19 protein-coding genes are annotated in these 22,140 nt (G+C 72.7%); 11 read left to right on the top strand and 8 right to left on the bottom strand.

Annotated elements, in window-relative coordinates; translation table 11 throughout:
- The first annotated feature begins 18 nt into the window (after window positions 1-18).
- Window positions 19-1,059 (top strand): LacI family DNA-binding transcriptional regulator, encoded by a 1,041-nt coding sequence (locus ACH4S8_RS33315; protein WP_398400770.1) that lies wholly within the window; start codon window positions 19-21, stop codon window positions 1,057-1,059.
- A gap of 124 nt (window positions 1,060-1,183) precedes the next feature.
- Window positions 1,184-2,065, top strand: a complete 882-nt coding sequence (locus ACH4S8_RS33310; protein ID WP_398400768.1) for a universal stress protein — start codon at window positions 1,184-1,186, stop codon at window positions 2,063-2,065.
- 118 nt (window positions 2,066-2,183) lie between these two features.
- Here the strand turns inward: ACH4S8_RS33310 and ACH4S8_RS33305 are convergent, their stop codons facing one another.
- Window positions 2,184-3,659: an MFS transporter gene (locus ACH4S8_RS33305; RefSeq protein WP_398400766.1), complete on the bottom strand. Its 1,476-nt coding sequence runs from the start codon at window positions 3,657-3,659 to the stop codon at window positions 2,184-2,186.
- Window positions 3,660-3,836: 177 nt separating this feature from the next.
- Between ACH4S8_RS33305 and ACH4S8_RS33300 the strand changes: the two genes are divergently transcribed.
- Window positions 3,837-4,484 carry a TetR/AcrR family transcriptional regulator gene (locus ACH4S8_RS33300; RefSeq protein ID WP_398401132.1) on the top strand — a complete coding sequence of 216 codons (648 nt, stop codon included), beginning with the start codon at window positions 3,837-3,839 and terminating at the stop codon, window positions 4,482-4,484.
- 294 nt (window positions 4,485-4,778) lie between these two features.
- On the opposite strand, the gene ACH4S8_RS33295 is transcribed toward ACH4S8_RS33300, so the two are convergent.
- On the bottom strand, window positions 4,779-5,132 hold the full coding sequence (locus ACH4S8_RS33295; protein WP_398400764.1) for a hypothetical protein: 354 nt from the start codon (window positions 5,130-5,132) through the stop codon (window positions 4,779-4,781).
- 107 nt (window positions 5,133-5,239) lie between these two features.
- Between ACH4S8_RS33295 and ACH4S8_RS33290 the strand changes: the two genes are divergently transcribed.
- Complete coding sequence (locus ACH4S8_RS33290; RefSeq protein WP_398401129.1) at window positions 5,240-5,905, top strand: NUDIX domain-containing protein; 666 nt, start codon at window positions 5,240-5,242, stop codon at window positions 5,903-5,905.
- Between the two features lie 72 nt (window positions 5,906-5,977).
- Window positions 5,978-6,964, top strand: a complete 987-nt coding sequence (locus ACH4S8_RS33285; protein WP_398400762.1) for an aldo/keto reductase — start codon at window positions 5,978-5,980, stop codon at window positions 6,962-6,964.
- Window positions 6,965-7,010: 46 nt separating this feature from the next.
- On the opposite strand, the gene ACH4S8_RS33280 is transcribed toward ACH4S8_RS33285, so the two are convergent.
- Window positions 7,011-9,560 carry a SpoIIE family protein phosphatase gene (locus ACH4S8_RS33280; RefSeq protein ID WP_398400760.1) on the bottom strand — a complete coding sequence of 850 codons (2,550 nt, stop codon included), beginning with the start codon at window positions 9,558-9,560 and terminating at the stop codon, window positions 7,011-7,013.
- 179 nt (window positions 9,561-9,739) lie between these two features.
- Complete coding sequence (locus tag ACH4S8_RS33275) at window positions 9,740-10,660, bottom strand: LysR family transcriptional regulator ArgP (protein WP_398400758.1); 921 nt, start codon at window positions 10,658-10,660, stop codon at window positions 9,740-9,742.
- Between the two features lie 66 nt (window positions 10,661-10,726).
- On the opposite strand from ACH4S8_RS33275, the gene ACH4S8_RS33270 reads away from it, so the two are divergent.
- From ACH4S8_RS33270 to ACH4S8_RS33255, 4 genes are all read left to right on the top strand, one after another.
- Window positions 10,727-11,338 carry a LysE/ArgO family amino acid transporter gene (locus ACH4S8_RS33270; RefSeq protein ID WP_398400757.1) on the top strand — a complete coding sequence of 204 codons (612 nt, stop codon included), beginning with the start codon at window positions 10,727-10,729 and terminating at the stop codon, window positions 11,336-11,338.
- Window positions 11,339-11,513: 175 nt separating this feature from the next.
- Window positions 11,514-12,851 (top strand): MFS transporter, encoded by a 1,338-nt coding sequence (locus ACH4S8_RS33265; RefSeq protein ID WP_398400756.1) that lies wholly within the window; start codon window positions 11,514-11,516, stop codon window positions 12,849-12,851.
- A gap of 38 nt (window positions 12,852-12,889) precedes the next feature.
- Window positions 12,890-13,708 (top strand): methyltransferase domain-containing protein, encoded by an 819-nt coding sequence (locus ACH4S8_RS33260; RefSeq protein ID WP_398400754.1) that lies wholly within the window; start codon window positions 12,890-12,892, stop codon window positions 13,706-13,708.
- Window positions 13,709-13,854: 146 nt separating this feature from the next.
- On the top strand, window positions 13,855-14,223 hold the full coding sequence (locus ACH4S8_RS33255; RefSeq protein ID WP_398400752.1) for a DUF6479 family protein: 369 nt from the start codon (window positions 13,855-13,857) through the stop codon (window positions 14,221-14,223).
- A gap of 362 nt (window positions 14,224-14,585) precedes the next feature.
- Here ACH4S8_RS33255 and ACH4S8_RS33250 read toward each other — a convergent pair whose 3' ends face one another.
- Window positions 14,586-15,476 carry a Gfo/Idh/MocA family protein gene (locus ACH4S8_RS33250; protein WP_398400750.1) on the bottom strand — a complete coding sequence of 297 codons (891 nt, stop codon included), beginning with the start codon at window positions 15,474-15,476 and terminating at the stop codon, window positions 14,586-14,588.
- A gap of 274 nt (window positions 15,477-15,750) precedes the next feature.
- On the opposite strand from ACH4S8_RS33250, the gene ACH4S8_RS33245 reads away from it, so the two are divergent.
- Both ACH4S8_RS33245 and ACH4S8_RS33240 read left to right on the top strand, forming a co-directional pair.
- Window positions 15,751-16,539 carry a PIG-L deacetylase family protein gene (locus ACH4S8_RS33245; RefSeq protein ID WP_398400748.1) on the top strand — a complete coding sequence of 263 codons (789 nt, stop codon included), beginning with the start codon at window positions 15,751-15,753 and terminating at the stop codon, window positions 16,537-16,539.
- A gap of 201 nt (window positions 16,540-16,740) precedes the next feature.
- Window positions 16,741-18,168 carry a M1 family metallopeptidase gene (locus ACH4S8_RS33240; protein ID WP_398400746.1) on the top strand — a complete coding sequence of 476 codons (1,428 nt, stop codon included), beginning with the start codon at window positions 16,741-16,743 and terminating at the stop codon, window positions 18,166-18,168.
- A gap of 33 nt (window positions 18,169-18,201) precedes the next feature.
- Here ACH4S8_RS33240 and glgB read toward each other — a convergent pair whose 3' ends face one another.
- The 3 genes from glgB to ACH4S8_RS33225 all read right to left on the bottom strand — a co-directional run.
- Entirely contained in the window at window positions 18,202-20,433 is a 2,232-nt protein-coding gene (gene glgB, locus ACH4S8_RS33235) for a 1,4-alpha-glucan branching enzyme (RefSeq protein WP_398400744.1), read from the bottom strand.
- A gap of 155 nt (window positions 20,434-20,588) precedes the next feature.
- A complete protein-coding gene (locus tag ACH4S8_RS33230; protein WP_398400742.1) occupies window positions 20,589-21,962 on the bottom strand; it encodes a maltokinase in 1,374 nt (457 codons plus the stop codon).
- Between the two features lie 47 nt (window positions 21,963-22,009).
- Window positions 22,010-22,140, bottom strand: a 131-nt coding sequence (locus ACH4S8_RS33225) for an alpha-glucosidase C-terminal domain-containing protein (protein ID WP_398401127.1), incomplete at its 5' end; no start/stop codon positions are given.

The raw sequence follows: 22,140 nt of genomic DNA, 5'->3' as shown, positions 1-22,140 counted from the left end.
GACCGTTAGGGTGCCGCCATGAGCAGACAGGCTCCCACGCTGGAGGATGTCGCGCGGGTGGCCGGAGTCTCCCGCGCGACCGTGTCCCGGGTCATCAACGGGGTCCGCAACGTCGACCCCGGGATCCAGGAGGTGGTGCGCCGGGCCATCGAGCGGACCGGCTACGCGCCCAACCGGGCCGCCAGATCGCTGGTGACCCGGCGCAGCCAGACGGTGGCGCTGATCGTCTCCGGTGCGGGCGACACCCCGGGGGACGAGCGGAACGCCTTCGCCGCCCGGGTGTTCGCGGACCCCTTCTTCGGACGGGTCGTCAGCGGCGTGGTCGGTTACCTGCGTCCACGCTCGATGCATCCGCTGCTGATGTTCGCCGAGTCCGCGGAGACCAGGAGCCAGGTGCTGGCCGACCTGCGGCAGGGCAGCGCCGACGGCGCCCTCGTCGTCTCCACCCACGCCGACGACCCGCTGCCCGCCCTGCTCGCCGACGCGGGTCTGCCCGCCGTCCTGTTCGCCCGGCCCTCCCGCCCGGTGCGGCTCAGCTACGTCGATCTCGCCCACCGCGAGGGGGCGCGGCTGGCGGCCGAACACCTGCTGAACCGGGGGTGCCGGCGGATCGTCACCGTCACCGGGCCGCTCGGCGTGGCCGCGAGCCAGGACCGGCTCGCCGGGTTCCGCGACACGATGGCCCGCGGCGGACACCCGTACGTCCCCGTCGCCGAGGGCGGGTTCACGTTGGACAGCGGTATGGCGGCGATGTCCGGTCTGCTGGCCGAACACCCGGACGTGGACGGGGTGTTCGCCGCCAACGACCTGATGGCCCAAGGCGTGTGCCGGCTGCTGCGGGAGCGGGGCAGACAGGTGCCGGAGGATGTCGCGGTCGTCGGCTTCGACGACTCCAGCGTGGCGGTCACCTGCCGGCCGCCCCTGACCACGGTGCGCCAGCCCGTGGAGGAGATGGCCGCGGCGATGGCCGCCCTCCTGGACGAGCACATCCGGGGTGTCCGCACCGAACCGACGTCGCTGATCTTCGACCCGGAACTCGTGGTCCGCGCCTCGGCGTAGCCGGGGCGCGGCGCCCGGCACGTCCTGACGGGAGGCCGCCTCGGCCGCCGGTGGCGGACACTGGACCGGTCAGGACGCACGAGCACCCGGCCGTGCAGGCGGGCCGGCGACGGAAGGCAGGCGGATGACCCACCCGATCACCGTGGGCGTGGACGGATCACCCGAGAGCAGGGCCGCGCTGGCCTGGGCGGGCCGTGAGGCCGTCCGCCGGGACGTGCCCCTGCGGATGGTGTACGCCTGGCACTGGCCGCCGCACGACATGGTCGGTGGTGGTGACCGGGAGGACCAGGCGTGCTGGGTCCACGGCATGATCGAGGACGCGGCCCGCACGGTCACCGACCGGCACGCGGGTCTGTCGGTGACGGTCGACGTGATCGACTCCGCCAGGGGCGAGGTGGTGGAGGCGCTGCTGGGCGTCGCCGCCGACACCGGGATCCTGGTCCTCGGGTCGAGCGGATACGGCGCGTTCGTCGGCTTCCTGCTCGGTTCCGTCGGGCAGCGGGTGATCGCCGAGGCGCCCTGCCCGGTCGTGCTGGTGCGTTCGGAGGACCGGCCCGGGGACGAGGCGGGCGGCCGGGAGATCGTCGTGGGCCATCAGGGCGGTCCCGAGGACGGCGAGGCCGCTCTGCGCTTCGCGTTCGAGACCGCGGCGGCCCGTGGCGCGGCGGTGCGGGCCGTACGGGCGTGGAGTCTGCCGCCGGTGTTCGCCTACAGTCCCGGCTCGCTGAAGATGCTGGACGAGGCCGGCGGCCTGGAGCCGTACGAGCGGAAGGCGCTGGCCGAGGCGCTGGAGCCGTGGCGGGAACGCTTTCCCGGGGTGCCCGTCACCCAGCACATCGAGATGGGCAGCGCGGGGCAGGTGCTGCTGTCGCTCTCCGACCGGGCCCAGCTGATGGTCGTCGGCCGCAGGGCCGAACGCTCCGCGGTGGGCGCGCGGATCGGTTCGGTGGCCCACGCGGTGATGCATCACGCGCCCTGCCCGGTGGCGGTCGTCCCGCACGCCTGACCCGCGACCGCGCCGACCCGCGCCGCGGGCCTTCCCGTGACCGGGTCGGCGCGCCCCCCGGTCGTTCCCGTCCACAGGTCCCGTGACGTCGTCGTCAGGCCTGTCGTCGGCTCTGTCGTCAGACGGATTCCTCGACGGGATGTTCCTCGGTGGTACGGGAGTCGGTCAGGCTCAGCGCGCCGCCGGCCGTGACCAGTCCGACGACGACGGCCAGCAGGGCGTAGATGATCTGCTCTCCGTGGAAGAACGACGCGACGAGGTCGCCGCTCCAGGTGCCGACGGGGAGCCGAGTGGTGACCAACGCGGCGATCAGGGTGCCGACCACGGCGGTACCGACGCTGGAGCCGACCTCCTGGGCGGTGTCGTTGAGGGCGGCACCGATGGAGGTGCGGTTGTCCGGCACGGCGTCGACGAGTGCGACCGCGCAGATGGTCATCACGGTGCGCAGCCCCACGGTCATGAGCACCATGCAGACGGCGATGGCCGCGTACCCGTGGGCGACGCCCCAGGAGAGGCCCGCCAGTGAGCCGGCCAGGCAGGCCGCGCCCACCAGACAGGCGATGCGGTGGCCGAACCGGCGCGCGAGCCACTCGGACAGTGGGGTCGCGGCGAGCATCGTCACGATGATCGGCAGATTCGCCAGGCCGGCCCGTACCGGGCTCCATCCGTAGGCGTACTGGAAGTGCAGTATCAGCCCGAACATCACGGCGGCCATCGCGATGGACGTCCCGACCTGGGCGACGGCCGCGCCGCGGACGGTGCCCTGGGAGAAGAGCCGCAGATCCAGCATGGGTGCCGCGCTGCGGCGCTCGTGCCGTACGAAGGCGGTCGCGGCCGCGAGGGCGCCCACGATCGAGGCGACGGTGGCGGCGGAGAGCCAGCCGTGCTCCACACCGCTGGTCAGGGAGAAGCACGCGAGCCCGATGGCGCCGACGCTCAGTGCGGCTCCCGGGAGGTCGAGCGCGTCCTCGGTCAGGTCCTCGGGCCGGTCGGCCGGGACGCCGAGCCGGACGCCGACGCACGCGATCAGCGCGATCGGGGCGTTGACGACCAGCAGCCACTCCCAGCCCACATGGGCCAGCGCGGTGCCACCGAGCAGCGGTCCGAGGACGAAGCCGGACATGCCGACGACGATCATCACCGTCATGGCGCGCATCCGCAGGGCCGCGTCGTCGAACAGGCGGAAGACCAGTGAGTTCGTGATCGGGGCCATCGCCGCGGCGGCGATGCCGAGTACGGCCCGCAGGGCTATGAGCTCGCCCGCCGTGGTGACGAGGACGACGCACAGGCTCAGCGCGCCGAACGCGGCGAGTCCGATCAGCAGCACCCGGCGCCGGCCGAGCCGGTCGGCCATCGACCCGGCGGTGAGCAACAGGCCGCCGAAGGTCAGCGAGTACGCCCCGGTGACCCATTGCAGCGCGGTCGTCCCGCCCCCGAGGTCGCGGCCGATCGTGGGCAGCGCGATCGACAGCAGTGTGTTGTCGACCATCTCGACGAAGAAGGCCAGGCAGAGGGCTGCCAGGGGAATCCACGCCGCGCGCAGGGACGGGTAGGTGCGTGAGGGGGTCGGGGTGTCGAGCGTGGCGGTCGTCATGGCGGCCAGTCCTTCCTATCGAACGCCGTACCGTTATCGAACGTCGTACGGGTATCGAACAGCGTACGATGCGATACGATAGAACAACGTTCGATACGAAGCAAGAGTGGTGGGAAGGAAGCCATGACACGCCTGCAGAACCGCTCGGGCGGGGGACGTCGACGGGCTTCGCACTCGATGGAGTCCGTGCTCACCGAGGCGGTGGCCCTGCTCGACGAGGCCGGGGCACCGGCGCTGACGTTCCGGGCGCTCGCGCAGCGTCTGGGGGGTGGCGTCGCCAGCATCTACTGGTACGTGGCGAGCAAGGAGGAACTGCTGGACCGTGCCACCGACCACGTGATGGGTGCGGTACTGGCCGACGTCGAGAAGCTTCCCGTGAGCGACGACCCGATCGACGACCTGCGCGCGATGGCCGTGACGCTGTTCGACGCGATCGTGGAGCGGCCCTGGCTGGGCGCCTACTTCATGCGCAACACCGACGCACAGAGCAACTCCCTGCGCCTGTACGAGAAGCTCGGCCGGCAGACCCTTCGCCTGGATCTCACCGCGCACCAGCGCTTCCACGCCGTCTCCGCGATCGTGGGAGTCGTCGTCGGCTCCGCCGTCGACATGGGCCAGGAACCGCCCCAGGAGATCCTCGACGGCGCCACGAGCCGCGAGGAGTTCCTCGGCCGCTTCGCCCAGGCGTGGCGGGAGCTCGACCCCGAGGAGTTCCCCTTCGTGCACGAGATCGTCGACGAGTTCGACGGCCACGACGACGTCGACCAGTTCCGCTCCGCGCTGGAGCTGACACTGACGGGCCTGCGTCTGCAGGCCACCACCTGAACCCGACGTTCACCACCCGCCACGGCGGACGCGGCTACGGCACCCCGGGGAGCGCGACCGTTACGATCCCCGTGGTCCGACTCCGGGCATAACCGACCGGACAGGTCCTAGGACCTGCCCGGTCGATCACGGCGGAGACGCGGGGTGTGGCACGCACATCTGCGGCGTTGTCGTCAGTCCACGACGCTCCGCGTCGCCTCCCTCCTCCGCCTTGCAGCTGCACGCACCACACCCCGCTCACCGGCACCCACCAGGTGCCGCCGGCACCCTCCACCGTGATCGACCGGACAGGTCCTAGCCGTTGTCGGCCCGGGACATCCGCAGGGCGAGGTCCTGGAGCAGGTCGGCCGTCGTGACGTCGGTCCGCCCGGAGTCGTGGAGGTCGGCCAGTTCGGAGAAGAGGAACGCGAAGGCGCCCACCAGCGAGATGGCGGCGGGCAGATAGGCGTCCGCGACCGCCTGCCCCGCCTCGGCGGGACCGGCGTCACCGGGCACCTCGACGCGCGGGAACACCTCGGTGACGAGCGTGCCCAGGTTGTTCTCGGCCGACTCGACCTCGGCCTCCTCGTCCTGGGCGATCCTGCGCACCATGGCGTTGGTCTCGGTGAGCACGCCGATCGCGCGCAGGATGATCTCCGTCTGTTCCATGCCGTGAGCCTAAACGGGCGAAGGCCCGCTGTGACCAGGATCTTGGTCTCAGGATGGTAGACAGACCCCATGAACGACAACTCCCGCTCCCGCCGGGCCCGCGCGCGATGACCGCGGGCATCGACACCCCCGACCGCCGGGGCCGTACCGGACTCGACCGGACGGGCCGCGACCTGACAGGCAACCCGCGGGTCAGGGTCCGCGATGTCAAACTCCTGTCCTGCCACTGGTACGTGGAGCGCACCACCACCTTCGACCTCCGGCTCGCCGACGGGACCTGGAGCACCCAGGAGCGCGAGACCCACGACCGCGGCAACGGCGCCACCCTCCTGCTCTACGACACCGAGCGTGAAACCGTGCTGCTGACCAGGCAGTTCCGCTATCCCGTGTATGTCAACGGGCATCCGGACGGCATGCTGGTCGAGACACCCGGCGGCCTCCTCGACGAGGACGACGAGCACCCCGAGGTCGCCGTGCGGCGCGAGGTCATCGAGGAGACCGGGCACACGGTCGGCGAGGTCGAGCACGTCTTCGACGTCTACATGAGCCCGGGTTCGGTCACCGAGCGGGTGAGCTTCTACGCCGCCTCCTACGGTCCGTCCACCCGCACCCACGAGGGCGGCGGACTCGACGAGGAGGGAGAGGACATCGAGACGGTCGAACTGCCCTTCCGCGAGGCCCTGTCGATGATCCGCACCGGGGAGATCGCGGACGCCAAGACGATCATGCTGCTGCAGTGGGCCGCCCTGGAGGGGCCGTTCGCCAAGGCTTGACCTCAAGAGCACTCCAACGGCAAGACTCCCGTCCGGGCCCGGGGACCTCGGGCCCGAACGGGAGGGAACACCATGCGTTACCGCACGATCGGCACGGACCCGGCCACCCGCCGTGAGGTGAGCGTGCTCGCGCTCGGCGCGATGCTGTTCGGCTCGCTGACCGACGAGGAGACCTCGTTCGCCGTGCTCGACCGCTATGCCGAGGCCGGCGGCAACTTCATCGACACGTCCGACAACTACGCCTTCTGGACCGACGGCGGTCAGGGCGGCCAGAGCGAGGAACTGCTCGGGCGCTGGCGGCGCAGCCGGGGCGTCGGGGACGGGATCGTCCTCGCGACCAAGCTCGGCGCCCGCCCGCTGGCCCCCGGGACCGACTACGTCGACAACCCCGAGGGACTGTCCGCCAAGACGGTCCGCGAGGCCTCCGAGCGGAGCAGGGAACGCCTCGGAGTGGAGAAGATCGACCTCCTGTACGCGCACATAGAGGACCGCACCGTCGAACCGGGCGAGACCGTCAGGGCGTTCGCCGAACTCGTCGCGGAGGGCAGCGTCGGACTCCTCGGCGTGAGCAACCATGCCGTCTGGCGCGTGGAGCGGGCCCGGGCCCTGGCCGCCGGGGCGGAGCTGCCCGGCTACGAGGTCCTCCAGTACCACCACAGCCTGCTGCGCCCCCGCTCCGACGTACCGAGCGGGCTCTTCCCCGAGGGTGGTCTCGGCGCCGCGACCGGAGAGCTCCTCAGCTACCTGGCGGCGGAGCCCGGCCTGACCCTGGTGGCCTACTCGCCGCTGCTGGGCGGTGCCTACGGGCGACGGGACAAGCCGCTGCCGTCCGACTACGACCACCCGGGGAACACCGCCCGGCTCGCCGTGCTCCGGGACGTGGCCAAGGAGACGGGGGCGACCCTGAACCAGGTGGTGCTGGCCTGGCAGATCGGTGCCGAGCTGCCGGTGATCCCGCTGGCCGGCGCCTCCTCGGTGGCCCAGCTGGAGGAGAACCTGGCCGCGGTGGACCTGGAGCTCACCGCGGACCAGCGGGCCCGCCTGGACGCGGCCCACTGACACCGGTCGGCTCCCGGTCGCCGAGGGCGGGCCCGGACGGCGTCCGTTACGTGTGTTCACTCCCGCGGGGCGGCCGGCGGGTGGTGAGCAGCAGGGCGATGTCGTCGGGGCGCTCGCCCGCCTGCCGGGCCTCCGCGGTGAGCAGATCGGCGGTGCGGGACAGGGACGGACCGCCCGCCGTGAGGTGCCGCGGGGGGCCGGCCCCGGCCAGGGTCGAGCGCAGGGCCTCGACCCCCTCGTCGATGTCCGTGCCGGGCCGCTCGACCAGCCCGTCCGTGTACAGGGCGAGCACGGCCCCGGGCTCCAGCACCAGGTCCGTCACGGGGTAGTCGGCGTCCGGGTCCACGCCGAGCACCACTCCGCCCGCCAGGTCCAGCACCTCGGTGCGGCCGTCGGGATGGCGCAGCAGTGGCTGCGGATGCCCGGCCCGCGCGGCCTGCGCCTCACCGGTCAGGGGGTTCACCCGGACGTAGCAGCAACTGGCGAACTGGCCCGGGTCGAGGTCGATGAGCAGCCGGTTGGTGCCGCTCATCACCTCGTCGGGCGGATGGTCCCCGAGGGCGAACGCCCGGACCGCGCTGCGCAGTTGACCCATGGTGGCGGCGGCCTGGACGCCGTGTCCCTGGACGTCGCCGATGACGAGGGCGAGGCCGTCACCGGCCTCGACGACGTCGTACCAGTCGCCGCCCACGTCCATGCCGACGGTGCCGGGCAGATAGCGGCCCGCCGTCTGTACGAGGGGGTGTGCCGACAGCCGGTGCGGCAGCAGGGCCTCCTGGAGTCCGCGGGCGAGCGCGGCCTCGTTGTCGTAGCGCCGGGCCCGTTCCAGGGACTGCGCGATCAGTCCGGCGAGCGCGGTGAGGACCGTACGCTCCTCGGTGCTGAAGTCGCGGGGCCGGTCGAACCCGAGGATGCACGAGCCGACCGGGCGCCCGGAGGCGATCAGCGGCAGGAAGGCGCGGGCCCCGAGGGCGGAGTCCAGGGCGATGCCCGGATAGGCGGCCTCCAGCTGCTGCATCGACTCGAAGAAGAGCGCCCGGCCGCTGGTGAGCGCCTCGACCCCGGGAAGTTTGGCGTCCAGGCCCACGCCGTCGAAGGGGGCGAGGAACCCCTGCGGGAAGCCGGTCTCCCAGGCCAGGTAGAGCCGGCGGTCCTGCAGCAGGTAGATGGCCAGGCGGCGGCTGCCGAACGCGGGCAGCAGCTCGCGCATCACCACCTCGGACACCTGCCGTGCGGTCACCGCCTCGGTCAGCGCGATCGCGAGGACGATGGGCCGGTACTGCGGTGCCGTGCCCGGCACACCGGTGTAGGTCTCCTCGAGCCCGGTCCCTGCGGCCTGGGTCGCCTCCGCCTCGAACGGAGTGTTCCCGGCGGCCTCCGAGGCCCGGCCCAGGGGTGTGATCTTGCAGGTCACGCCGCGGGGGCCGGGATAGACGGAGAAGCTCAGCCAGGTGCCCGTCGGATGTCCCGGGGTCGTCTCGGTGCCGTCTCCCAGCGGGCTGCGGGCCCGGAAGTGCACCGGGTCCGGTGAGAGCAGCGCGCTGCGCAGATGGTCCTCGTAGGCGGGGTGGTCCATCCAGGGCACCACGTCCCACAGCAGCCGCCCCAGCAGTTCGGCGCGCGGGCGGCCGAGGAGGTCGGCGGCGCGCGGATTGACGTACGTGATCAGCCCGATCCGGTCGATCGCGAAGACGCCCTCCGGGAGCTGGTCGGCCGCCCCGTCCGCCGCCGGTCCCGGCCCCGGGTCGACGAGGGCGCCGCTGACCCGGAACGGCGGGACGTCCTCTCCTCCCGCGGTCCACAGTTCGAGGAGCCGCAGTCCGCCGCCGCCGGTGCGGACCGGCAGGGGGTGGGGCGGCGGCCGGCCGGCGGCGGTCTCGCGCAGGGCCGCCAGCAGCAGCCGGGGTTCGTCGTGGGCCAGCGCGTCCGCGAAGGCTTCGGGCGTCCCCGCGAAATCCTCCTGGGGGATCCCGAGCAGTGCCCACAGGGCGTCGTCCGCGATCAGCGTGCCGTCGCCCGGATCCCAGGTGAACCCCCCGACGCACCGGGTGGACGGGCTGTCGACCGGCGGCCGGGTCCCGATGGGGTCCGCGTCCCACAGGACCGGGAGGCCGTCCTTGTCCAGCCGCGCCAGGGCTGCTCCGAGCTCCGCCGCCACTGCCGTCATCCGGTCGCGGTCCGGCAGGACCTCGGTGGCGTCCGAGGCCGGCGGGCGCAGCACCGTCAGGACGCCGTACGGGGTGGAGTCGCCCACCACCGGCACGTAGAGCGAACCGAACTGGAACGGCAGCCCCGCCGCGAGCTGCGGATAGCGGCGCATCGTCTCCGTCGGATCGGCGAGCAGCACCTCCACACCGAGCCGATGGGCGTCCGCGACCGGGAACGGCCGGTCCACGTGCATGCGCGACCAGGGCCGGAAGAGGGGGCCGGGCAGCCCCGCGAGCACGGCGAGGCGCAGCAGGCCGGGTGTGACGGAGCGCAGGTAGACGCCCCCCGCGAAGCCGCGGGCAGCCCGGATCGCGTCCGTCACCGCGTCACTGAGCAGGGAGACCAGGCTGTCCAGCGCCTGGCCCTCACGCTCGGCGCTCCCTGTCATCGATCTGCCCTCGTCCGCCCGCCGCCAGGGGGGTCAACACAGCAAGAATGCGCCTCCCAGGTCGCTCACCGCACCTCGACATCCTTCGCGCCTCCACGCGGGGAGACCGTTCCTTCCGGTCGCGCCCGCGTGGGCCCGGAGCCGACGGACCGGCTCGGACCTGGCCGGGAGCCGATGGTTCAGGCGGCCGTGCCGGGTCGCAGCCGCTTGGCGGCGACGGCCGCCACAGCCTCGGCCACCGCGCCGAGAGCGGGGAAATCGAGCTTCCACTGCTGCCAGAACAGCGGGACGTCGACACCGCGGCCCGGTGCGAGACGGACCAGCCTCCCGGTGCGCAGCAGCGGTTCCGCCTGGGCCTCGGGCACCATGCCCCAGCCCAGTCCGGCCGTGACGGCGTCGACGAACCCCTCCGAGGTGGGGACGAAATGGCGCAGCGTGCCCGCCCGGGGACCGCCCGCGAGGGCGCGGACGAAGTCGTCCTGGATGTCGTCGTCGCGGTCGAAGGCCACCACCGGGGCGGAGCCGATCAGCTCGCGCAGGGGTGTGCCGGTCGTGGTGCCGAGCCACCGCTCGGCGCAGCCGGGGCTCGCCACCGGCAGATAGCGCATCCGCCCGAGGGCGCGGACGGAGCAGCCGGCCACCGGGTCGGGCGACGAGGTGACCGCCGCCATGACCGATCCCTCGCGCAGCAGGGCGGCGGTGTGGTCCTCGTCCTCGCGGCGCAGTTCGAAGCACAGCCGCAGATCGTCCGGTACGCGGGTGAGTGCCGCGAGGAACCAGGTCGCCAGCGAGTCGGCGTTCACCGCGATGGACAGCCGGGTGGGCTCACCGGATCCGGACATCCCGAGCTCGGCGTGCGCGTCGCGCTCCAGCCGGGCGAGCCGGCGGGCGAAACGCACCACGATCTCGCCGGACTCGGTCGGGCGCACCGGCTTGGTGCGGGTGAGCAGGACTCTGCCGGTGCGCTGTTCGAGCGACTTGACCCGCTGGCTCACCGCCGAGGGCGTGACATGGAGGGCCGAGGCCGCCGCGTCGAAGGTGCCCTCGTCGACCACCGCGAGCAGCGTGCGCACCTGGTCGAGGGGGAGTTCCGCCATCACGAACGCTAATGATACTGAAGAATCTTTAGCTGTACTCCTGGAGATCCGCTTCCTAACGTCGACGGCATGACAGACGCCCTCGCCGCAGCGGTCGCCGGATTCGGCACCGGTCTCTCCCTCATCGTCGCCATCGGCGCGCAGAACGCCTTCGTCCTGCGCCAGGGCGTCCGCCGGGACGCGGTCCTCGCCGTGGTGGGCATCTGCGCCCTGTCCGACGCGCTGCTCATCGCGCTCGGGGTCGGCGGGATCGGCGCGGTGGTGGTGGCCTGGCCCGCCGCGCTCACCGCGGTCGGACTGACCGGCGGCGGTTTCCTCGTCGTCCACGGAGTCCTCGCCGCCCGGCGGGTGCTGAAGCCCTCGGCCCTGCGGGCGGCGACCGGGTCCTCGGGCTCCTGGCGCCGTGCCGTCCTCACCTGCCTCGCCCTGACCTGGCTCAACCCGCACGTCTACCTCGACACCGTGTTCCTGCTCGGCTCCCTGGCGGCCGGCCGGGGATCGCTGCGCTGGACGTTCGGGCTGGGCGCGGCCCTCGCCAGCCTGTGCTGGTTCGCGGCCCTCGGATTCGGCGCCCGGCTGCTCGGCCGCTTCCTCGCCCGGCCCGCGTCCTGGCGCGTCCTGGACGGCCTGGTCGCGACGACCATGATCGCGACGGGCGTCTCGCTGATCGCCGGCGCCTGAGCCGCCGTACGCCGTCCCGCACCGCCGCAGATCGCCCATCGGCCCTGCGCCCGCCTCGCGAGGCCTCGGCGCAGGGCGTGTCCACGCCATTTCCGTCCCCCGGGGGACACAGGCCGCCCACGCTCGGACATAGTGATCCCCGGACCGAAAGATGTATCGAGCAACCAGGATGAGCGTGGACACGAGCCAGAGCAGTACGGACAGCGGCGCCGCGGTGCCCGACGGGAGTGGCGGCCCCACGACGCCCGACGGGAGCGCGGAGACCGAGCGGCCCGCCCGCACCGGATGGCGCCGATGGGCCATGGACACCCGGCCGCTGCGCCGCCCCGCCTACCGCCGGCTGTGGACGTCGACCGCCGTCACGTCCGTGGGCAGTCAGCTCACCGCGGTCGCCGTGCCCAAGCAGATCTACGACATCACCGGCTCCTCGGCCTGGGTCGGCTACGCGAGCCTCGCCGGCCTGCTGCCCCTGGTCGTCTTCGCCCTGTGGGGAGGCGCGATCGCCGACAGCGTGGACCGCCGCAAGCTGCTCCTCGTCACCAACACCGGTATAGCCGTCACCTCGCTGCTGTTCTGGGCCCAGGCCTTCACCGGACTGGACTCGGTGCTCGTCCTGATGGTCCTGCTCGCCGTCCAGCAGGCGTTCTTCGGCCTCAACTCACCGGCCCGCAGCGCGTCCATCGCCCGGCTCGTCCCCGCGGACGAACTGCCCGCCGCCAACGCGCTCGGCGCGACCGTCATGCAGACCGGCTCGGTGGCCGGACCGATGCTCGCCGGCGCGCTCATCCCCCTCATCGGGCTCCCCGAGCTCTATCTGATCGACGCCCTCGCCCTGTGCGCCACCGTGTGGGCCGTCCTGCGGCTCCCCGCGCTCCCGCCCCTGACCGGCACGGCCTCCCAGCGCGCGGGTCTGCGCGAAGTGGTGGCCGGTTTCCGCTACATCGCCCTGCACAAGGTGCTGCTCCTGTCCTTCCTGGCCGACATCATCGCCATGGTCCTCGGCATGCCGCGCGCCCTGTTCCCGCAACTCGCCGCCGAGACCTACGCCTCCTACGGCGAAGGGCTCGCGCTCGGACTGCTGTTCGCGGCGATCCCCATCGGCGCGGTCCTCGGCGGACTGATGTCGGGTACCTTCTCCCGCGCCCGCCGGCACGGCCTGATGGTCATCGTCTCCGTCGCGGCCTGGGGCGCGGCCGTCGCCGGGTTCGGGCTCAGCCACAGCCTGTGGCTCGCCGTGGCCTTCCTGGCCGTTGCCGGGGTCGCCGACATGGTCTCCATGGTCTTCCGCGGCGCGATCCTGCTGTCGGCCGCCACCGACGAGATGCGCGGACGGCTCCAGGGTGTCTTCACCGTCGTCGTCGTGGGCGGCCCGCGCGTCGCCGACGTCCTTCACGGAACGGCCGGTTCGGCCTTCGGGGCACCCGCCGCGGTCGCCGGGGGAGGCCTGCTGGTGATCATGACGGTGTTTGTGCTCGCTTTTGTCACACCGGCCTTGAGGCGTTACACAATCTGAATCTGAAAAACGACCATGGTGGTTCTAGAGTGACCGCCATGGTGGACACGCGGCCTACGTCGGCCTTCCACGCGCAGAACATCAGCGCGGACAGCACGGCCCGTCTGGTCGGCGCCCTCGATGCCCAGGACGTCAACGACGGTGTACAGCGCCTGCGTTCATGGGCGCACGCGGCACTGGCCGTACGGCCCGGAGAGCGGGCCCTCGACATCGGCGCGGGCACCGGATCGCAGACCCGGCGCCTCGCGGCGGCCGTGGGTCCTCGCGGCAGGGTGCTCGGCATCGAACCGAACCCCGGACTGCGCGCGGTGGCCGAGCAGCGGGGCACCGAGGAGCGCAGCGCCGCGCGCTTCGCCGACGGCGACGCCCTCTCCCTGCCGCTGCCCGACGCCACGGTGGACGTCGTGTGGTGCGAGCGGGTGCTCCAGCACCTCGTCGAGCCGGAGAAGGCCGTCTTCGAGATAGCGCGCGTGCTGCGCCCCGGCGGGCGGGTCGCCCTGCTGGACACCGACTGGGCGACCACCATCCTGCACCCCGGAGACCCCGAGACGATCGCCGCGCTCACCACCGGCGCGCTGTCCGCGGCAGCCGACCCGTACTCCGGACGCAAGCTGGTGGGACGGCTGACGGCCGCCGGGCTGGTGATCGACGACCGTGGCTCGCAGGCCCTGCTCCAGGATCACAGGTCGGTCGCCTGGCCGCTCATCCGCATGCTGGGCGACTCGGCGCTGAACCGCGGACTCATCGGCGAGTCGCAGCGTGACCGCCTCTACGAGGACCTCACGGAAGCCGCGCGCCAGGGTGGCCTGCACATGTCCGTGACGATGTTCGGGGCCGTGGCGCACCGCCCGGAATGAGGGGTCGAGGCTGAGGGCGACCCGCTCGGAACGAGCGGGTCCGGGCTCGCGGCGTACCGTCCGGATTGATCCGGAATACAATGGAATGGCCGTCGCTGACGGGCCAGTACGCAAATTTCCCCTGACATTGGGGGTACGCGAACACCATGTACACCGCGAGCCAAGATCTGATCGCAGCGAGTTCATCGCTGAACGCGGGCGCCGCCTTCATCGGCGGCCTCGTCATCGCCGGTGCCCTCGTCTGGGCCGTCCGGATGGGCATCCGGGTGAGGAACCTGGAATCGCGCCCGCCCACAGCCGAGGAGCAGCCCAGACTGCCCGCGACCGGGGCGGTGCACGAGGAACGCGAGATGCGCGAGCCGGACGAGGTGCCGCACGCCGCGGACGAGAGCGAACGGCTGATGCCGTACAACATCCACTCCGCGGGCACCAAACACGCCGATGACCAGCACCGCAAGCGCTGGCAACCGGGATCCAGCGGGTCCTTCGGCAGCGGCGGACCCGGCAGGACCTGACCGGGACGCGAAGGGGCCGACCGCCACGCGCGGCCGGCTCCTTCACATGCGCCCACGCTCTTCGCCGGGAGACCCGGCCGCCGAGTCCTCGGGAACGGGGCCGGGACGCAGTCGCGGCCACGACGGCCGGCGCGACAGCCCGGCCCCGGTACGGGCGCTGCAGCCGACCTCGCCCACCGGCCGGGGCGGCACCCGGCGTGCCCCGGCCGCCCGCGGAGGCTGCCGAAGGGGCGGCGGCCCTCCCGGCCGGTTCCACACCTCCTGTGCCGACCCGCCGCCGGCCGCACACGCTCCACCGGCACCCGTTGCGCCCGATCGGCAGCGCCGCGGGGCTCCGGACCGGTGATCGAGGGCGCAGCGGATCAGCCGTCCAGGGCCTGGGCGATCAGCGTCTGCAGGTACAGCCCGCGGTGGGCGTCGAGCTCTCCCGGCCGGCCCGAGCGGACGGCGGCGGCGAACTCCCGGCGCAGTACGGGCCAGGACTCCTCGTGGTCGAGGGCCCCGGCATCGAGGACCAGCCCGGGATGCCGGCCGAACAGCTCGACCCGGGTGATCCCGCGCTCCACCTCGACCGAGCCCGACAAGGAGGCCTGGCTCACGGCGCCGCTCTCGTGCTCACAGGTGAGTTCGAGCCAGCGGCGCGGGTCCCCGGCACCGCGTACCCGCACGACCGGCCCCAGCGCCGCGTCCAGCAGGTCGAGAAGGTGCGGTCCGAGGTCCAGCAGCGCCCCGTGCTCCAGACGCCACGGGGTCGCGAAGTCGCCGCCCAGGAACGCGCCGCTGAGGCCGCAGGAGCGCGCGCCCGAGACGTCCAGGGCCCGCGCCCTCGCGAGGAACCGCCGGACGGCCGGGTGATAGCGGTTCGTCAGGACGAGCTGGGAGACCACGCCCGAGGCGTCGACCGCGTCCACGAGCCGCCGCGCCGCGGCCGGGTCGAGCGCGAGCGGCTTCTCCAGGAGCAGGGCCTTGCCCGCCTCGGCGGCCCGCACGGCGAGTTCGGCCTGCACCGCGGGCGGAACCGAGAAGGCCACCGCCTCGCAGCCGTCGAGCAGTTCCTCGAACGTCGCGGCGACACCCGCGCCGTACGGGGCCGCCGTCTCGCGGGCGGCCTCCGGCCTGCGTGCCCACACCGACGTCAGCAGCGTCTCGGGCCCGGCGGCCAGCACCCGGGCGTGCACGGCCCGCGCCCAGGGCCCCGCGCCGACGAGCCCCACCCTGACGGGGGCGTGCTTCCAGGTGGGTGAGGTGGTCACGGCATCTCCTCTGCGACGTACGGGGCCTGACACGCCGTCGCCCGGGGCCGGAGAGGGGAACGGAACGACGACGGCGGCCGGACACCGGATCTTCGGACGTGTGGACAGACTTCACCACGGACCGCATCACGGCGTCCCGCTGTTCGGCAGGCAAAGGGACAGCGCGCCCGTGCCACGTGGTCCCCGGGGCACACGGGGGCGCGGGCACCCGGCGCTCGAACACCGAAAGCGCGCCTCTGTCGGTCCGGGCCCACCGCACGCCATCATGCCGGACATGGATCCCACACAGGACAAAGCAGGCTTCGGGGGCGGTCCGGGCCTGTCCGCGCTGCCGGAGGACTGGGAGCGGTGTCTCGCCGTGGCCGCGCATCCGGACGACATCGAGTACGGCACGGCCTGCGCCGTCGCGCGCTGGACCGCACAGGGCAAGCAGGTGAGCTATCTGCTGGCGACCCGGGGAGAGGCCGGCATCGACGGACTGCACCCGGACCGGGCCGCACCGCTGCGCGAGGCCGAGGAACGGGCCGGCGCACGGCAGGTCGGCGTCGAGACCGTCGAGTTCCTCGATCACCGCGACGGCACCGTCGAGTACGGGATCGGGCTGCGCCGGGAGATCGTGCGGGCGATGCGCCGGCACCGCCCCGAGGTCGTGGTGTCCGGCGCCTTCACGGTACGGATGATCGGCGGCGTGACCAACCAGGCGGACCACCGGGCGGTGGGCCTGGCCGCCCTCGACGCGGCACGCGACGCGGGAAACCGCTGGATCTTCCCCGAGCTAGCCGACGAGGGTCTGGAGCCCTGGAACGGCATCCGGATGGTGTGCTTCGCCGGAGCGGAACAGCCCACCCACGGCGTCGACGTCACCGGCGACCCCCTCGAACGCGGCATCACCTCCCTCGAGGCACACGCCGAGTACACCAAGGGGCTGGGCGAGGGCGCCTTCGAACCGCGGCCGTTCCTGACCTGGGTGTGCGGCATGGGCGGAGCGGCGCTCGGTGTCGAGTCCGCCGTCCTCTTCGACGTTCACCAGCTCGTCCCGGACGGTCCGCCGCCCTGGGTGTGAGCGCTCCGGGCCCGAGTGCGGGACGGACCAGGGCCCAACTGCCGGGACGGAACCCGGGCCCGTCCCGGACGTGGCTCCCTTCCGGCGCACCCCGCGGAACCGCCCGCCACGGGAGGCGACTTGACCTGATCGTGGGCGTCCGGGCGGGGCGGGACTCATAGGCTGTGCGGGAGTGATCACCGTCGAACCGGAGGAGCGAACGTGACACCACGCCCGCACGAGGCCGCACGACGCACAACCGTCCTTCGCCGCGAGGCCGTCGTCGCGGCCGTCCCCGTGGCCCTCGCCGCCCTGCTCACCGCGGCGGGCCCTGCCACGGCGGCCGGGGCCGTGGGCTCCGCCGGCGCGGGAGACCCGTACTTCCCTCTCTCGGGCAACGGCGGCTACGACGTCCACCACTACGATCTGACGCTCGGTTACGATCCGCACAGCCGCCACCTCGACGGCACGGCGGTCATCACCGCCAGAGCCACGCAGCGGCTGAGCCGGTTCGACCTCGACCTCAGCGGGCTGAAGGTCACCGGCGTCACCGTCGACCACGCCAAGGCCGCGTTCCGGCGCGACGGCCGAGAACTCGTCGTGACGCCGAAGGACACCCTGCGCAAGGGCCAGGAGTTCCGCGTCACCGTCACCTACTCCGGCACCCCGAAGCCGGTCACCGACCCCGACGGCTCCCTCGACGGCTGGATCCCCACGGACGACGGAGCGTTCGTGGCCGGCGAGCCCCAGGGCGCGATGACGTGGTTCCCGGCCGACAGCCACCCCACGGACAAGGCGTCGTACGACTTCACCCTGACCGTCCCGAAGGGGAGCACCGCCGTCGCCAACGGCGTCCTGCTCGGACAGCGGACCGCGAACGGCCGGACCACCTTCCGCTGGCGCCAGTCCGAGCCGATGGCGGCCTACCTCGCCACGGCGACCGTCGGCACGTTCAAGGTCGAGCAGTACACCACCCGCGACGGCCTCAAGGTCTACAACGCGATCGACCCCCGCGAGGCGAGCGCCGTCGCACCGGTCGTCAAGAAGCTGCCGTCCGTCCTGGCCTGGGAGAGCAAGCTCTTCGGTCCCTACCCCTTCCGGGCGGCCGGAGCCATTGTCGACCGGGCCCCGCAGGTCGGCTACGCCCTGGAGACCCAGACCCGGCCCGTCTACGACTCCGCGCCCGACCTCGACACCCTCGTCCACGAGAGCGCCCACCAGTGGTTCGGCGACTCCGTCACCCTGACCCGGTGGAAGGACATCTGGCTCAACGAGGGCTTCGCCACCTACGCCGAGTGGCTGTACGCCGAGCAGCACGGCGGCAAGAGCGCGCAGAAGGCCTTCGACGCCCTGTACGCCACCCCCGCGGGCAAGGACCTGTGGGCGTTCCCGCCCGGCGATCCCGGCAGCGGCGAGCACATCTTCGAGACGCCGGTCTACGCCCGCGGCGCCATGGTCCTGCACAAGCTGCGCACGGCCGTCGGCGACCCCGTCTTCTTCCGCATCCTGCGGTCCTGGGCCGCCGGCCACCGTGCCGGGCACGGCACGACGGCCCAGTTCGTCAAGCTCTCCGAGCAGGCGTCCGGAAAGGACCTCACCGGGCTCTTCCACACCTGGCTCTTCACGGCGGGGAAGCCCGCCTCGTCCTGAGACGGGCTTCCCCGGCGACGGCTGCGGTCCGGCTCAGGCGGGCCGCAGCCACACCGTCGCCAGCGGCGGCAGCGTCAGCTCGATGCTGGTCGGGCGGCCGTGCATCCCGATCGCCTCGGCCTTGACGGGCTCGGGGTGGACGATGTCGCTGCCGCCGTAGCGCAGGTCGTCGGTGTTGAGGACCTCGCGCCAGGCGGGGATGTCCTCGGGGACGCCGAGGCGGTAGCCGTGGCGGACGGCGGGGGAGAAGTGGGAGACGGCGAGCAGGGGGGTGCCGTCGGCGGCGTGGCGCAGGAACGCGAAGACGTTGTCGTCGGCGGCGTCGCCCACGACCCAGCTGAAGCCGGACGGGTCGGTGTCGCGTTCCCACAGCGCGGGTTCGCCGCGGTAGAGGGTGTTGAGGTCGCGGACGAGATCCTGGACCCCGCGGTGGTCGGCCTCGGCGCAGTAGGCGGGGTCGAGGAGCCACCACTCGGGGCCCTCGGCCTCCTTCCATTCCCCGCCCTGGGCGAACTCCTGCCCCATGAAGAGGAGTTGCTTGCCGGGGTGGGCCCACATGAAGCCGAGGTAGGCGCGGGCGTTGGCGCGCCGCTGCCACCAGTCGCCGGGCATCTTGGAGACGAGTGCCTGCTTGCCGTGCACGACCTCGTCGTGGGAGATCGGCAGGACGTAGTTCTCGCTGTAGGCGTACACCATCGAGAAGGTCATCTCGTCGTGGTGGTACTTGCGGTGGATCGGCTCGTGCTGCATGTACTCCAGCGAGTCGTGCATCCAGCCCATGTTCCACTTGAGCCCGAAGCCGAGCCCCCCGTCGGAGGTCGGACGGGTGACGCCGTCCCAGGCGGTGGACTCCTCGGCGATCGTGACGACACCGGGGTTGCGGCGGTAGACGGTGGCGTTCATCTCCTGGAGGAACGCCACCGCGTCGGGATTGTCCCGCCCGCCGAATTCGTTGGGGGCCCACTGGCCCTCTTCGCGGGAGTAGTCGAGGTAGAGCATGGAGGCGACGGCGTCGACGCGCAGGCCGTCGATGTGGAACTCCTCGCACCAGTAGGTGGCGTTGGCGACGAGGAAGTTGCGGACCTCGCGGCGGCCGTAGTCGAACTCCAGGGTGCCCCAGTCGGGGTGGTCGGCGCGCCGGGGGTCGGCGTGTTCGTACAGCGGGCGGCCGTCGAACTGGGCGAGGGCCCAGTCGTCGCGGGGGAAGTGGGCGGGGACCCAGTCCATGAGGACGCCGATGCCGGCGCGGTGGAGGGCGTCGACGAGGTGCTTGAAGTCGTCGGGGGTGCCCAGGCGTGCGGTGGGCGCGTAGAACCCGGTGATCTGGTAGCCCCAGGAGCCGCCGAAGGGGTGTTCGGCGACGGGCATGAGCTGGACGTGGGTGAAGCCGAGGTCGGTGACGTAGGCGGGGAGCTGGTCGGAGAGCTGACGGTAGGTCAGGCCCGGTCGCCAGGACGGCAGATGCACCTCGTACACCGAGAACGGCGCCTCGTGCAGCGGGCGGCGCTTCGCCCGCTCCTTCATCCACTTGGAGTCCTGCCACGTGTACGACGACCGTGTCACGACCGACGAGGTCGCCGGGGGCACCTCGGTGCGGCGGGCCATCGGGTCGGCGCGCAGGGTGCGGGAGCCGTCGGGGCGTGTGATGTCGAACTTGTAGAGCGTTCCCTCACCCATGCCGGGCAGGAACACCTCCCACACGCCGGACGAGCCGAGCGAACGCATCGGGAACCCGGAGGCGCCGTCCCAGTGGCAGAAGTCCCCGCAGACCCGGACGCCTTGGGCGTTCGGGGCCCACACGGTGAAGCGGGTGCCCTCGACCCCCTCGTGGGTCATCGGCTCGGCGCCGAGCGCCCGCCACAGCTCTTCGTGCCGGCCCTCACCGATCAGGTGCAGGTCCAGCTCGCCGAGCGCGGGCAGGAAGCGGTAGGGGTCCGGTGCCTCGAACTCGGTGCCGTCGTACGTCACCACCAGCGAGTACGCGGGAATCGCGGTGAGCGGCAGAACGGTCCCGAAGAACCCGTCGCCCAGGTCGTCCAGCGCGGTCCGGTGCCCGTCCACGACCACCGCCACCCCTTGGGCGTACGGCCGCAGCGCCCGGAACACCACTCCGTCCGGCACGGGATGGGCACCGAGCACCGCGTGCGGATCGTGATGGGCGCCGGACAGCAGACGCCCCCGATCCGTGGGGTCCAGCGCGGCGAACTGCGCGGACGGGGCGGCGGGCTTGGCCCGTCGTGCGCGGGTGGAAGCGGTGCGGGTCACGGCTTGGCCTCTCGGGGGTGGGGGTGTTGAGGGGGACGACAGGACTGCTCAGGCTGATCGGTGATCGGTGATCGGTGATCGGTGATCGGTGATCGGTGATCGGTGATCGGTGATCGGTGGCGGGTGGCGGGTGGCGGGTGGCGGGTGGCGGGTGGTCAGGGGTGGTCGGCGAGTCGTCCGACCGCCGCCATGGGTACGGGCAGCCAGTCGGGCCGGTGCCGTGCCTCGTAGAGCACTTCGTACACGGCACGGTCCGTCTCGTAGGCGCGCAGCAGTTCGGGTTCCTCGCGCGGGTCCCAGGCCGCGGCGGCGGCGTAGCCCGAGCAGAAGGCCTCGCGGCAGCGCTCCGCCCACTCCGGACGCCAGGGCTGCCGGGAGCGGGCCGCGTAGTCGAAGGACCGCAGCATGCCCGCGACATCGCGTACGGGCGACTGGACACGCCGACGTTCGCTGATCGGGCGGGCCGGTTCACCCTCGAAGTCGATCACCGACCACTGTCGCCCGGCCCGCAGGACCTGGCCGAGGTGGAGGTCGCCGTGGATGCGCTGGGCCGGGCGGACCGCCGAGTCCAGGGCGGCCAGCGCGGTGAACGCCGACCGCAACCCGGCCGCGTGCGGGCGCAGTTCGGGGACGGAACGCACCGCGGCGTCCAGACGCTCGTGCATCGCCTCCGCGAGCCGCTGGTTCCGGTACGGGCTCGGCGCGTCCACGGGGAAGGCCGTGGCCAGGGCCAGATGCACCTCGGCGGTGGCACGGCCCAGTTCGAACGCCTCGCCCGTGAAGTCCTGCCGCGAGCCGAGGGACTCGAGCGCCAGCGCCCAGCCGTCGGCGGCGTCGCGCAGATACGGCTGGAGGACGCCGAGGGTCGCCTCCTGCGGCTCCGACGTCCGGAACCACGCGGCCGGCGCGGGGACGCGGTCGCAGCCCTGGCGGGCCAGTGCGCGCGGCACCTCCAGGTCCGGGTTGATGCCGGGCTGGACGCGCCGGAAGACCTTCAGTATGAACGCGTCCCCGTAGACCAGTGAGGTGTTGGACTGCTCGGCGTCGAGGAGACGCGGTGGGAGACCGGACGGCACCGTCACCCGGGGGTCGGCCTCGAACCGCAGTGGACCCGCCGTGCCCGAACGGCGCAGCCGCTCCAGCAGCAGTCCCGCCGCCTTCGGGTCGTGGAAGGCGTCGTACACGGTCAGGCCTGCCAGCGGACCGGCGCTCACCCGGCCGATGACGGCGTGGGCGAGCCGTGGCGGCAGGACCTCCCGCACCCCGAGGAGCAGTTGGTAGCAGTCCTCGGCCGCGGGAGTGCCCGCGGTGCCGTGGGAGGGCGGGCCGAGGTGCTCGGTGCGGACCAGCAGGTGCAGACACCCGGGGTACAGCTCGGTCGTCGACAGCAGTGTCACATCCGTCACGGGCCTGCCCTTGCCCGCGAACCAGCGCTGCCGGGGCAGCCAGGCCCGCAGCAGTTCGGCCAACGGGGTGAGCAGCGGAGCGGTGTCGGGGCCGCTCGGACGCTGCAGAGCGGTGTTCGGCATGACGGCACGTCCTTTCAGGGGCGGGCGGGCTGTCGAGGGGGACGCGTTCACGATCGCTTCGGTGCGGCGGGCCCGGCCGCGGGGCGCAGGCGGAACCAGTAGAAGCCGTGGCCGGCCAGGGTCAGCAGGTACGGCAGTTCGCCGATGGCCGGGAACCGGACGCCGCCGATGAGTTCGA

Source organism: Streptomyces sp. NPDC021080, assembly GCF_044333225.1.
Classification (GTDB): domain Bacteria; phylum Actinomycetota; class Actinomycetes; order Streptomycetales; family Streptomycetaceae; genus Streptomyces.
The sequence above is the reverse complement of the archived record's forward strand: the minus strand, read 5'-3'. Positions and strand labels throughout refer to the sequence as shown.